Consider the following 14,207-nt stretch of genomic DNA (forward strand, 5'->3'; position numbering starts at 1 on the left):
GGTGTCGAGGGTTCGAATCCCCCCTTCGCTACTTAAGAAGGTTCTGATTAAGGAAACCTTCTTTTTTTTCGTTTATTTAGAAGGTTTATGAAATTTATAAGAAAAAATTGAGCATTGATTATTTGTTACAAAACTTGTAATCTTTGTAGATAAAAATACATGAATAGTGTTATACTAAAAAATATGTGTCAGAGAGTGTATAAATATAGTATTTTAATTAACAAGTCGTATATCGACTGAGATATAGAAAAATGCTATAATATATATTTGAATTAATTTGTTGTATTTATTAAAGGAAATAGATTATGAGAATTGGAATGGGATATGATGTTCATAGATTAGGAAAAGAGAGAAAATTAATTTTGGGTGGAGTTACAATTCCGTATGAATATGGATTGATTGGTCACTCAGATGCTGATGTTGTTGTTCATGCTATTATGGACGCACTTCTTGGTGCAGCTGCACTTGGAGATATCGGAAAACATTTTCCTGACAATGATGAACAATATAAAGATATATCGAGTATTATATTATTAGAACACGTAGGAAAATTGTTAAAAGATAACAATTATACAATTGGAAATATTGATGCAACAATTATTGCACAAAAACCAAAACTTGCTCCATATAGAGAACAGATGGTAAAAAACGTAGCGAAAGCTTTAAATATAAACGAAAATCAGGTTTGTATTAAAGCAACGACAGAGGAAGGATTAGGATTTACAGGAGAAGGCTTGGGAATTTCATCTCAGGCGATTGCACTGCTTAATTAAGTTATGAAGGATGTAGAATTAAAAGATATTAGAATTGAAGATTACAATAAGTTACAGAAATATTATTTAATGAGAAGGCCAGAGACGGCAGACAGTAATTTGTTGGATTTATATATGTGGACTGATTGTTATCCAACACAATATTTTTGTAATGAAAAAGGTGTGATGTGGGTAGCAAAAAGCGAAGATAATAAATATTATTCTTCAGTTCCATGTTGCAGGAACGAAGATTTAAAAGAGTGCTTTTATGATACTCAAAAATACTTTAATGAAGTTTTAAATAAGAAGCTTGTTATGTATGTAGTTGATAAAGAAGCAGTTGATATTCTTAATTTGCCGGAAGATAAGTATACTGTAATTCCTGATAGAACTTATTATGATTATGTATATGATGCTCAAAAATTACAGACATTAAGTGGTAGAAAATATCATAAAAAAAAGAATCATTACAATGCATTTTGTAGGGAATATGAAGGAAGATATGAATTTAAACTGTTAGATAGTACGCATCATGATGAGATAATGGATTATTTGGAAAATTGGAAACAGCATAAAGAGCATACAGAAGAAAAAGAATTTATAGATTTTGAAGCAATTGGAATCAAATATCTTTTAGAACATGAAAATGTATTTGATTATAAAATTGGCTCAGTTTATATAGATGATAAATTAGAAGCGTTTACTATTGGAAATTACTACAAACAGGAAGATATGGTTTATATTCCTGTGGAAAAAGCTAATCCAAACATTCGTGGTTTATATACTTTTATATGTAGCGAGTTCTTAAAAGTAGCATTTCCAAATGCAGCAAAAGAAAACAGAGAAGACGATATGGGATTAGAAGGACTAAGAAAGTCAAAATTGTCATATAATCCAATATATATGGTTGAAAAATATACAATAATTCAAAAATAGTTTCTAATTGTTCGATTAGAAATTGTTTGAATATCAGGAGATGGAACATGATTAGATATTTAGAAAAAAACGAAAAACTGAATATCCGAAGTATTTATGAACAATGCTTTCAAGATAGTAAGGAATATACGGATTACTATATGAATAATTGTCTTAAGAATAATTTTGTTGCAGTTGATGAAGAGGACGGAGAAATTATTGGTGCAGTACATTTGATACCAAAGACTGTAACAACAGGTAAGCTTAAAACTAATGTATTTTATATATACGGTGTATCAACATTAGAAAAATACAGAAGAAAAGGTGTAATGAAATCAATATTCAAGTATATTCTTAGTGATATGTATGAAGATATGGAGGCATTCACATATTTGATTCCATCAGATGAGACAAACGCCATGATTTATAGAAAACTTGGCTTTGAGTATGTAATGGATAAAGAACTACAGAAAAAGGAAGAAGCAAGGAAAAAACCTAGCCATTCACTTATTCTTAGAAAGGCAGAGCCTTCTGATTTCCCAAGATTAGCAATTTTTGCTGAGTCGGCAATGGAAGAAAGGTATGATGTGTCTTTGACTAAAAATAGAGATTATTTTAAAAAAATGAATGATTTATTAGAAGTTGAGGATGGCAGAATCGAAATTTATGTTGAGAATAAGGTTGTTGTAGGATATCGAATAGTTGTAGATGATGAAGCAATTGAGGAAGTTCTTGACAATGAAACACAAAGTATGACATGGTTGCTAAATGAAAAAAAGCCATATGCCATGGCAAGAATTATAAATTTAAGAAAAACACTAAGACTTATAGGAATGAGAGGAGTAGGACAGTTTGTGATAGAAATTGAGGATTCAGTCCTTCCGGGAAATAATGGAAGATTTAAAATTTCCTATGAGCATACAAATATAAAAATGGAGCCAACAACTGAAGAAGCAGAGTTTCATGTTACAATTGGACAGTTGACACAACATGTATTTGGTTATAAATTAATTGATGGATTGCCTGAAGTCTGTATGAAGCACGGATTTTTTATTAATGATTATGTATAGAAATTATCATTACAAGTGTGTATAATCTATGTTGATATCTATGGATATAGGTTATTGATATTTATAGAAGGAAGTAAAAAGAGGGATTTAAAATGGGATTCATTCAATATTATAAAGAGCAGGTGGAAGTAATTAAGGATAGAGACCCTGCAATTAAAACAAATTTAGAAGCATTGTTATACCCAAGTTTTTGGGCAATATATAAATATAGAAAAGCTCATAAGTTATATGAAAAAGGACACGTATTTCGTGCAAGAATGATATCACAAAGAGCTGCAAGAAAGACTGGAATAGAAATTCATCCTGCAGCACAGATTGGTAAAGGATTATTTATTGACCATGGTCATGGAGTTGTTATTGGTGAGACAACAATAATAGGAGATAACGTAACTTTGTATCAGGGTGTTACATTAGGTGGTTCAGGAAAGGAAAAAGGTAAAAGACATCCAACTTTGCAGGATAATGTAATGGTTGGAGCGGGAGCTAAAGTATTAGGCTCATTTACAATTGGAGAAAATTCTAAAATTGGAGCAGGTTCTGTTGTTTTAGAAGAAGTGCCTCCGAATTCAGTAGTTGTAGGTGTACCGGGTGAAATTGTAAAACAGGATAATGTAAGAATGCCAAGGCTCGATTTGGATCAGGTTAATATGCCAAATCCTGTTCAGTTGGAAATAAAACAACTTAAAAAAGAAAATCTCGAATTAAAAGAAATAATGATGAAACTAGCAAATCATATTAAGGAGTAATAAGATGCAAATATACAATACGCTGACGAAGAAAAAAGAAATATTTAAACCGATAGACGAAAAACAGGTAGGAATGTATACATGTGGGCCTACAGTTTATCATTATGCACATATTGGAAACTTAAGAAGTTACATAATGGAAGATGTTCTTGAAAAAGAATTAAGATACGAAGGATATAATGTAAAAAGAGTCATGAACATTACTGATGTAGGTCATTTGTCAAGTGATGCCGACACAGGTGAGGATAAGATGCTTAAAGGAGCAAAAAGAGAACATAAGACAGTTCTTGAAATTGCAAAGTTTTATACAGATGCTTTCTTTAGCGATTGTAATAAATTAAACATCAAAAGACCTGATGTAGTTGAACCGGCAACAAATTGTATAGATGAATTTATTAAAATGATTTCCGGATTGTTAGAAAAAGGATATGCATATATCGCAGGTGGAAATGTATACTTTGATACATCAAAATTGGACAAATACTATACTTTGTCAAGCCATAATGAAGATGACTTGATGGTTGGTGTAAGAGATGATGTTGATGTTGATGAAAATAAAAGAAACAAGACTGATTTTGTATTGTGGTTTACCAAGTCAAAGTTTGACGATCAGGAATTAAAATGGGATAGCCCATGGGGAGTAGGATATCCGGGATGGCATATTGAATGCTCATGCATAAGTATGAAGCATTTAGGTGAAAATTTAGATTTGCATTGCGGAGGAATTGATAACATTTTCCCTCATCATACGAACGAAATTGCACAGAGTGAAGCATATATTGGACATAAATGGTGTAATTACTGGTTCCATGTTCATCATTTAAATGATAAGCAAGGTAAAATGAGTAAATCAAAAGGTGATTTTCTTACAGTATCTCTTTTAGAGAAAAAAGGATATAATCCACTTGTGTACAGAATGTTTTGCTTACAGTCTCATTACAGAAAACCATTGCAATTTTCGTATGAAGTATTAGATTCAGTTGCTGCAGGATATAAGAAATTAAAGAATAGAATTGCTAAATTAGACAAAGAAGGAACTGTTAATGAGGCAAAGGCAGCTGAATATAAAAAGAAATTTATAGAAATAGTTGGAAACGATTTAAATACAGCATCAGGTATTACTTTAATTTATGACTTATTAAAAGATGATGTAAATGATGCAACAAAGAGATACATTATTGAAGATTTTGATAAAGTATTATCTTTGGATTTATTGGAAAATGAAAATACACAGGAAAGTTCAGACGTAGATTCTGAAATGGAACAGTATATTAAAGAAAGGATTTTAAAACGAGCTGAAGCTAAGAAGGCAAAAGATTTTGCAACAGCAGATGCTATAAGAGAAGAACTCGCAGCTAAAGGAATTGTTTTGAAAGATACAAGAGAAGGAACAACATGGACAAAAGCGTAAATAATAACGACATTTTTAAAAGTATAAAAGAATCCATGGGATTAAAAGAAATTAATATTGTTGATTATTCACCTTTGACATTGGCTTACATTGGGGATGGAATTTATGAAATTGTAATCAGAACAATGATAGTTGATGAAGCAAACAGGCAGGTTAACAAAATTCATAAAGCAGCTGCAGATTTAGTAAAAGCTAAAACCCAATCAGATATGATACTTAGTCTTTATGAAGATTTGACTGAAGATGAGGCTCGTGTTTATAAGCGTGGAAGAAATGCTAAAGCTATAACAAGGGCAAAGAATGCATCAATGGGTGATTACAGAAGAGCAACAGGTTTTGAGGCTGTAATGGGATATTTATATTTGACTGAGCAGTCTGAAAGAATGATGGAACTTATAAAAAAAGGATTAAACAATATTAAAGAGGATAAGGAATAAGCTTTAAGATTAAGAGGAAATAGAATGAGATATAGCGAGTTGACTTTAGAAGGACGTAATGCTGTAATTGAGGCGTTCCGTGCGGGAAAAACAATCGATAAATTGTTTGTATTAGAGCATTGTCAGGAAGGCTCGATGAACACAATTATTAGAGAAGCTAAGAAAAAAGATACAATTATAAATTATGTTAAAAAAGAACGTCTGGATCAAATGTCTGAAACAGGAAAACATCAGGGAGTAATAGCGTATGTAGCTGCATATGATTATGCTACAGTTGATGATATTCTTGAAAGGGCAAGAGAGAAAGATGAACAGCCTTTCATTATAGTTTTAGACAATATTGAAGACCCACATAATTTAGGGGCGATAATAAGAACTGCTAATTTAGCAGGTGCACATGGAGTTATTATATCAAAACACAGAGCAGCAGGGTTAACAGCAACAGTTGCAAAGGCTTCAGCAGGTGCAATAAACTATACTCCTGTAGCAAAGGTTACTAATATAGCAAAAACAATTGAAAAACTTAAAGACCAAGGATTATGGTTTGTATGCGCTGACATGGGTGGAACAAGAATGTATGACCTTGATTTGAAAGGACCTATAGGTCTTGTTATAGGAAATGAGGGAGAAGGAGTAAGTAGACTTGTAAAAGAAAAATGCGACTTTATTGCTTCAGTGCCTATGTTTGGAGATATAGATTCCCTTAATGCTAGCGTTGCTACAGGTGTTTTAGCATATGAAATTGTAAGACAGAGAATGCTATAATATATTAAATGCTTTGTTTGATAGACAGAGAAGACTATAATGAATGAAATTCTGATAGAAAGATGATTATATAGTTTTAATTTTTTTAAAGTGTAATTAAAATTTAGCATTAAGTATTAAATAGAAAAAATAAGAATCAGCAAATCAGATGCTGATTCTTATTTTTTAGAAGCTCCCGACGGGACTTGAACCCGAGACCTCTACCTTACCAAGGTAGCGCTCTACCGACTGAGCTACGGGGGCTTAATTAATTTAACTTAAATGATAATAACATAAAGATAGTAAATAGACAATAGAAAAAAGTAAATGTAATTTATTTGATTGTACAAATTGTATTGCTTAATTGAAATGTTAACGATTAAAAAAATAAAATAATTGTGCAAAATTCATAAAAAAACATTGCAATATTGAAAAAGATTGTGCAAAATGATAAACTATATACAATTGGAAATTGGGGAATGATTATAATGAGCTATATGATGTGTTTGAAGGAGGACTTTTTTAATGAGAAAATTATCTAAGAAAATACTTTCTTTGTATGCAAAGAAAGCAATTATTGGCTTAGCATCAGTTGCGATGGTTGCGACTATGTCGTTGAGTACAATAAATGTGTCACCGGTTAAGGGAGCGACAACTTCATCAACGTTAGTATGGAGTGATGAATTTAATGGGAATTCTATTGACGCTTCAAAATGGGGATTTGAAATAGGAACAGGTTCAAATGGATGGGGAAATAATGAACAACAGTACTATACCAATAGAACAGATAATGCATATGTTGCTGATGGAGCGTTACATATTAGAGCTAAAAAAGAAGCGTATGGTGGAAAAAATTATACATCAGCAAGACTTAATACAAATGGAAAATTTACATTTACATATGGATATGTAGAAGCAAGACTTGCGCTTCCGTCTAGTCAGGGAATTTGGCCTGCATTTTGGATGTTGGGAGCAAATATTGGAAGTGTAGGTTGGCCATCGTGTGGTGAAATAGACATTATGGAAGCAATAAATGCAGAAAATAAAACATATGGTACATGTCATTGGAATGCAAATGGACATGCAGAATATGGAAAACCAACTGGAAATTTTGATATAACACAGTATCATACATACGGTCTCCAGTGGGATAATCAGTATATTAGATTTTTTGTAGATGGAAATAAATTCTATGAAATGTCAATAGCAAATAATGCAGGAGATACAGATGAATTCCACAAGCCATTTTATTTATTGCTTAATGTGGCTGTAGGTGGCAATTGGCCGGGATTTTCAATTGATGATAGTGCATTCCCACAGGAAATGAAAGTTGATTATGTTCGAGTATATCAGGACAATCCTTCATTTGATAGTTCATCATCAAATAATGTAGATAAAAACAATGGTGGAAATAGTGGTAATACGGGAAGTACAGGAAATACAGGAAATACAGGAAATACAGATACATCAAATACACCAGCTAGTGGAATGGGAATGAATTCGTCAGGAAACAATTCAGCTACAGCTTATGTAAATGATTCAAAATGGACAGATATTCATTATTCAGTAAATAATGGTGCACAGCAGAATGTAAGAATGACACAATCAGGAAATAAGGCAACATATACTATTAATGGATTGAAATCAGGAGATAATGTTAGTTATTGGTTTACATATTGTAATACATCAGGATATGTAAAAGATACATCAAAATACACATATACACATAACAGCAGTGGCTCATCATCAGGAAGCAGTTCATCAGGAAATGTAAATTCAACATCAGGAGATGTATATATTTATCAGGATATTAATTATGGTGGAAATACAGCATCTTTAGGAGTTGGAAATTATACATTAAGCAGTCTTTTGGCAAAAGGATTTAAAAATGATGATTTGTCATCTATTAAAGTACCTTTTGGATACAAAGTTACATTATATGATAATGATAATTTTGGTGGCGAATCAATGGTTGTCACATCAGACACTAAATGGATAGGCACAGCATTTAATGATAGAGTATCATCTATTAAAGTTGAAAAAGCAAGATATAAGATTGTTAATAAACATAGTGGACTTTGTCTTGATGTTGCAGGAGCAAATAAGGCAAGTGGTACAAATGTACAGCAGTGTGAGGCAAATGGAAATATAGCTCAGGAATGGGAGTTAGATTATAACAATGATGACTACACATATATTATTAAAAGTGCATTAACAGGAAAAGCTCTTGATATGGGCGGATGGCCACAGGATAATGGTGGTAATGCCATAATTTGGGATAATAATAAAACAGCTAATCAAAGATGGTATATTACTCAGGTTGATGGAGGATATGTATTCTTCATTAACAAGCATAGCAATAAGTCATTAGAAGTTGGCGGATGGTCTACATCTAATGGTGGAAATGTTCAGCAGTGGGATTATAAAGCTCAGGCTAACCAGTTGTGGAAATTTGAAATGGTTAATTAAAGTAATATATTATAAAAGGGAATTGTTACGGTAACGTGACAATTCCTTTTTTAGGTGTTTAGAGCGAAAAAGTAAAAGTTATTTTAATAAAAAACAATGCATATATTGTTTGAATAAGAAAAATATGCTAAAATACTTATGTTATATATTTATTTTATATTGAAAAGGGGAGTTTTATGCTGAAAATTTCAAAAAGAATTTTAGCTACAATTTTAGCAACAGTAATAGTATTTACGATGGCAGATTATTCGGGAATAAATTTGTTGAAAGAAAACGTATCTGCATCAACAGACCAGAATAAGTATTCAGATTCAAAGGTGGTTAATGAAGAAATTATACCGGATACTGAATTGAGAAATGCTTTAAAAGACATAATTTCAAATGGAAACGATTTGACTTTTAAAGAATTAAAGGAATATGAGGGAGATTTGGATTTAAGCAATTATCCTCAAATTCAGGAAGTTACAGGTTTAGGATATATGAGACTTGTAAAAAATATGGATTTGTCCACTCTTTCAAAAGTTAAAAAGATTGATAAGTATGAGTTCCAGATGTGTAATCTTACATCAATAAAATTACCAGAAAATTTAGAAGAAATAGATGAAGCAGCTTTTTATAGGTGCGAAAGTCTTGAAACGGTTGTATTACCTGATGGTTTAAAGAAAATTCATAATGATGCATTTAGCAGATGTACAAAGTTAAATAATGTAACATTACCTGAATCGTTAATTAAAATTGGTAATGGAGCTTTTAGTGTTTGTGAATCATTGGAGAGTATAAAGATACCGGATTATATTAATGCAGCTTTGGAAAACTCAAGTGATGATTCTGTTAATGGATTGGGAACAGGAGTTTTTGACGGATGTACAGCATTATCAAATGTTACATTTGGTGCAGCCATGACAGCAATTCCGGCTGGCTTTTTTAGAGGAACAAAAGCTCTAAGAAAAATAGCAATTCCGGAACAAATTATAGATATAAGAAATAATGCGTTTGGTGAAAGTGGATTATATTCAATTGATTTGTCAAAAAATACAAAAATGACTACTATTTCAGGAAATGTATTTAATGGGTGCTCATCATTATATAAAGTTATTTTGCCTAAATCAATTGAGAGAATTGAAGAAAGAGCATTTTGGGGAACAAGTGTATATGATTCTGATATATTTAAAGGATTAGATAAATTAACTTATATTGGCGATTATGCATTTTTAGGTTGTAAATTTATTGAAATAAATATGCCGGATAATATTGAAACTATAGGATTCGAAGCTTTTAAAAAATGTAGTTTGTTACAAAAAGTTAATTTTGGGGAATATACACATGAAATAAAAGAAAATACAATACTTTCTATAGGAAGTGAGGCATTTATAGAATGCTATAATTTAACAGATGTTCATTTCCCTTCAGAAAATCAGGATAATATTAATTTTGGTATAGAAATATTAAGTAAGGCTTTTAAAAACGCTACGAATTTGCATAATGTTAATTTTACATCAAGCATTACATTGATTGGTGAAAGTGCATTTGAAAATTGCGGGGCAATAAAAAAAGAAGAAGTTTGTGAAGGAAGAAGAAGCGTATATATTTCAAAGAAAGATATACATAAAACTTACCAGGAGGGAGATACTGAATATAGATATTATACATATGGAAATGGGCAGGAGTATTATGAACTGAATATTGGATATTTTAATCAGGAAAATTTTAGAGATAGTTACAATAAATATGATTCTGATATAGAAGTTGTATTATGTGTACCGGGAGCAAATAAGCAAAAGGTATATACACATTCATATACAGGATTAGAAGATATTGATTTGTCGAATAATAATAGAACTGTATTTGGAAAAAATGTATTTAAAGGATGCATAAATTTGAAAACTGTTAAACTTCCTACAGAAATGACAGAGGTTCCTGAAGGAATGTTTGATAATTGTTTTTCTAATTTATATGGTAGTGATGATAGAACTGTATCTTCCTTAAAGCGTGAAAATGATACATGGTATGTGGGTTTAAATAAAGTGGAATTTCCTAGCACATTGAAAAAAATTGGCGTTAAAGCATTTTATCAGTGTAAAAATTTAGAGTTGAATAATAAATTACCTGAAAGTCTGGAAATAATTGAGAAAGATGCTTTCAGCGGATGTGAAAATATTGGTAAGTTGAATCTTCCGTATAATTTAGTAAAAATAGGAAATAATGCTTTTAATAATTGCTCAAGAATCATTGACGGTGTTGTTTCAAAAAAGAGAGGATTAACAGAGTGTGATGCATCCGCACTTTCAAAAATTGAATATATTGGAGGAGGAGCTTTTGCAAATTGCCCTTTTACAAACTTTATTATGAATAAAGAAGGAAAAATTAAAAACATAATGTCTGGCACATTTTCAAACTGTCAATTTTTGAAAGATGTTAGATTTTGTGATTCCGTTGAGAATGTACAGAATAATAGTATGTCTAATGATGTGAGTTTAAAATATATTGATATACCGGATATTTGTACAATTAATCAAAATTTTGCATACGGTGTATTAACTATACCTGTTAAATACAGAGACAGTTTTAGTGAATTATCAGATAGTTGTATTGTAAAGATGACAGAGGATAATATTTCATATGTTCCGCAATTTTCTTTATCTGTAAGAGTAGTTAATAAAGATCAGGTTGTAAGGGTTAATTCGGAAGTAGTATTACCGTTTTACACTATACAAAAGGAAACATGGAATAAAATAAAATTAGTAAAAATTGGCGATACTAAATTGGAATATGATCAGGATAATGATTCGTTCTCAGGAATAATGGACGAACTTCCTATGAGTGTAACTGCAGACTTGAATTTTTCTCACAATATTTCGGCAACAAATTGGACGGGAAGTGGAAAAGTTAATATTATTGCTCCAAGAATTCAGGGAAAATATGAAGCAGATGACGTACCAGTTACAGTAGAAGGCGATATTTCTTTTATACTTGGTAAAGGGGATAGTGGATATTATGTTAATCCGTGTGCTGTTTCAGGATTATATTTAGTGGATGTTCAGGCAAATCCGTGTAAGGAAATTATTGCAGATGATTCATTATATATAAATAGTACAAATAATAAAAAGTCATATAGAATTAAACCTAATTTTATACCTGAATCAAATGATAGCGATATGACAGATAAGATTGAATGGAAGGTTGAAACAGGAGAAGAATTTATAAGTTATACAGTATCAGGTGATGGAAAATACATAGATGTAAAAACATCAGGCACAGGCTGTGGCACAAGTAAAATTGTAGTAAAGGCAGGAACAATTATAAAGACAATATATGTTTATAATGTAATCCCTGGAACAATATCATCTGTTAAAGATGAAAATAACAAAGAAATTGCGAATAAAGGAAATGTGGATATTACTTTGTTAGACAAAACAAAAATTACAGCTACATTGTCATATCAGCTTGATGTCCCAAGTGGATATGAAGATAAAATATCATACACAAGTGATGATGAGTCAGTTGTAAAGGTTTGTAATGTTGAAGAAAAAGATGGAGTGACTGAGTGTGAACTTGAAGCTGTAGGTATGGGAAAAGCCGTTATAAATGTCAAATCAAAAGCAGGAGAAGCTGTAAGGACGTTTAATGTAGTTGTTTCATCTGATAATTTAAAATTAGTAGTAAAGGATCAGAATGATAATATTGTTGAATCCGGTAATAGACTTGATTTGTTAAATACTAATGGAATTAAGTATAAATACGAATTTAACGAAAATATTGCAAATAAAATGCTTACATCGGTTGTAGAGGACGACAGTATAGTTGAAGTAAGAAACATTGATACAAATAGAATGACATTTACCTTAGTTGGCAAAAAAACAGGTAAAACAAAAGTTACAATTTATCCTGCAATAGGAAATGAAAAGTGTGGTGTAACATATGAAGTTGTGGTAGACGGAGATATTTCTAAAATAACATTAGAGAATAAGTCGATAGAATTAGATAGTACATACTGTATATTGACAAGTGTTACAAACGTTTTCAATCAATCTATTAAGGATGATATTATGTCTAACATGTCAAGTATTACTACAAATACATTAAAATTTACTTCAAGTAATGAAAATGTTGCGACTGTGGACAATTGGGGAAATGTAACCATTATAAGCTTGCCGGATGATAATAGTAAAGTGACAATTTCATGTTGTGCTATGAGAGGTGGCGAGATTGTAAATAACACTACAAGAACAGTCACTGTAACTCCAACAAAGAAAAAAGTTTCCAATATTGTTTATAGTGGCAATACAAATATAACTGTTAATGAAAAAACAAAAATTGATTTGAGTTTTGAACCAGTTAACTCAATGTATAAAGGTGTTGAAGTTTCGTATGTTAACGATGGAAAGAATTTTGTATCTTATGATTATAAAGATAAAGAAAAAGCTATCTATGTAACAGGGAAAAAAGCTGGAAAAGCTGCGATAAAGGTTAGAGTAAAATTAGAAAATAATGTTTATATTGAGAAAATAATTGAATTTAATGTTTCTGATAAAATCACAGATACAACTAAAAATAGTATTTCTGATATTTCAGACACTAAAAATCTTAATAAGATTATAAAATTGAAAGTAAAACGAGGAAAGAAAAAGGCAACTTTAACTTGGAGTAAAATCAGTGGAATTACTGGATATCAGATTCAAATGTCAAAGAATGGCAAAAAATATAAGACTATAAAATTTATTAAGAAATCGTCGACTTCTAAATTTATAAAAAAGAAATTGAAATCAAAGAAAAAAGTGTATTTTAAAATTAGAACTTATATTCAGTCAGGAAAACAGAAAAAGTATGGAAAATGGAGTAAGGTAAAAGCTGTAAGAATCAAATAATATTTATAAAGTGTTTATATAGAGAAAGATAAATACTTTGTTATAGAATGTTTATAAAAATGATATGTTGAACTAAAAAGAATGCTGGTTTTATATATGTGGTAAATGTGCAATTATTGACAAAAAATGCATATGTGATAATATAAAATGAGTAAAATAAAAAGAAGGAGTTACTCAAATATGAATAAAAAAGTTTTATCAGTTTTGGTAGATAATACATCAGGTGTACTTAATAGAGTAGCTGGTTTGTTCAGCAGAAGAGGTTATAATATTGATAGCTTAACTGTTGGAGTAACACAGGATCCTAGATATTCAAGAATGACAATTGTTGTAACAGGCGATGATGATATAATCGAACAGATTATTAAACAGATTGAAAAGCTTGTAGACGTAAATAAGGTTGAGGTACTTGAAGATAATAATTCAGTGTGCAGAGAATTGATTTTAACAAAAGTTAAGACAACACCTGAACAGAGACAGCAGGTTATGGCAGTAGCTGATATCTTCAGAGCTAAGATTGTTGACGTTGGTATAGATTCACTTATTATTGAATTAACAGGAAATCAGAATAAATTAGATGCATTCTTGAATCTTTTAGCTGATTACGAAATTTTAGAACTTGTAAGAACAGGAATTACAGGTCTTGCAAGAGGAACAAAATAATAAACAAAAATTATATCTGTGATAAAGCAGATTGGTTTTTAGTTGCTTTATGCAACAAATAATACATATATTTACGGAGGCGTAACAATGTCAGAAGCAAAAATTTATTATCAGGAAGATTGTAACCTTTCATTA

10 protein-coding genes and 1 tRNA gene are annotated in these 14,207 nt (G+C 30.8%); 10 read left to right on the forward strand and 1 reads right to left on the reverse strand.

Annotated features, from left to right (window positions below; all coding sequences use genetic code 11):
- Positions 1–305 precede the first annotated feature (305 nt).
- From ispF to rlmB, 7 genes are all read left to right on the forward strand, one after another.
- Positions 306–773, forward strand: a complete 468-nt coding sequence (gene ispF / locus ABMA45_RS10480) for a 2-C-methyl-D-erythritol 2,4-cyclodiphosphate synthase (RefSeq protein WP_022089844.1) — start codon at positions 306–308, stop codon at positions 771–773.
- 3 nt (positions 774–776) lie between these two features.
- Entirely contained in the window at positions 777–1,688 is a 912-nt protein-coding gene (locus ABMA45_RS10485) for a DUF2156 domain-containing protein (RefSeq protein ID WP_022089845.1), read from the forward strand.
- Between the two features lie 47 nt (positions 1,689–1,735).
- Positions 1,736–2,737: a GNAT family N-acetyltransferase gene (locus tag ABMA45_RS10490; RefSeq protein ID WP_022089846.1), complete on the forward strand. Its 1,002-nt coding sequence runs from the start codon at positions 1,736–1,738 to the stop codon at positions 2,735–2,737.
- Between the two features lie 92 nt (positions 2,738–2,829).
- Positions 2,830–3,483: a serine O-acetyltransferase gene (cysE, locus tag ABMA45_RS10495; protein WP_022089847.1), complete on the forward strand. Its 654-nt coding sequence runs from the start codon at positions 2,830–2,832 to the stop codon at positions 3,481–3,483.
- 4 nt (positions 3,484–3,487) lie between these two features.
- Positions 3,488–4,894, forward strand: coding sequence for a cysteine--tRNA ligase (gene cysS / locus ABMA45_RS10500; RefSeq protein ID WP_022089848.1), 1,407 nt, complete (start codon positions 3,488–3,490; stop codon positions 4,892–4,894).
- Positions 4,879–5,331 (forward strand): Mini-ribonuclease 3, encoded by a 453-nt coding sequence (locus tag ABMA45_RS10505; protein ID WP_022089849.1) that lies wholly within the window; start codon positions 4,879–4,881, stop codon positions 5,329–5,331. Before cysS ends, ABMA45_RS10505 begins: the two co-directional genes overlap by 16 nt.
- Before the next feature lie 24 nt (positions 5,332–5,355).
- Positions 5,356–6,096, forward strand: coding sequence for a 23S rRNA (guanosine(2251)-2'-O)-methyltransferase RlmB (gene rlmB / locus ABMA45_RS10510; protein ID WP_022089850.1), 741 nt, complete (start codon positions 5,356–5,358; stop codon positions 6,094–6,096).
- Positions 6,097–6,266: 170 nt separating this feature from the next.
- Here rlmB and ABMA45_RS10515 read toward each other — a convergent pair.
- Positions 6,267–6,339 (reverse strand) — tRNA-Thr (locus ABMA45_RS10515).
- A gap of 261 nt (positions 6,340–6,600) precedes the next feature.
- On the opposite strand from ABMA45_RS10515, the gene ABMA45_RS10520 reads away from it, so the two are divergent.
- The 3 genes from ABMA45_RS10520 (at position 6,601) to ilvN (ending at position 14,072) form a co-directional block, all read left to right on the forward strand.
- The gene (locus ABMA45_RS10520; RefSeq protein ID WP_022089851.1) at positions 6,601–8,544 is read left to right on the forward strand and encodes an RICIN domain-containing protein; all 1,944 of its coding nucleotides are present in this window, start codon (positions 6,601–6,603) and stop codon (positions 8,542–8,544) included.
- Between the two features lie 176 nt (positions 8,545–8,720).
- Entirely contained in the window at positions 8,721–13,409 is a 4,689-nt protein-coding gene (locus tag ABMA45_RS10525; RefSeq protein WP_022089852.1) for a leucine-rich repeat domain-containing protein, read from the forward strand.
- A 180-nt stretch (positions 13,410–13,589) separates the two neighbouring features.
- Positions 13,590–14,072, forward strand: a complete 483-nt coding sequence (gene ilvN / locus ABMA45_RS10530; protein ID WP_022089853.1) for an acetolactate synthase small subunit — start codon at positions 13,590–13,592, stop codon at positions 14,070–14,072.
- Positions 14,073–14,207 lie beyond the last annotated feature (135 nt).

It is taken from the genome of Eubacterium sp. CAG:156 (genome assembly GCF_000434315.1).
Taxonomy (GTDB): domain Bacteria; phylum Bacillota; class Clostridia; order Lachnospirales; family Lachnospiraceae; genus Eubacterium_U; species Eubacterium_U album.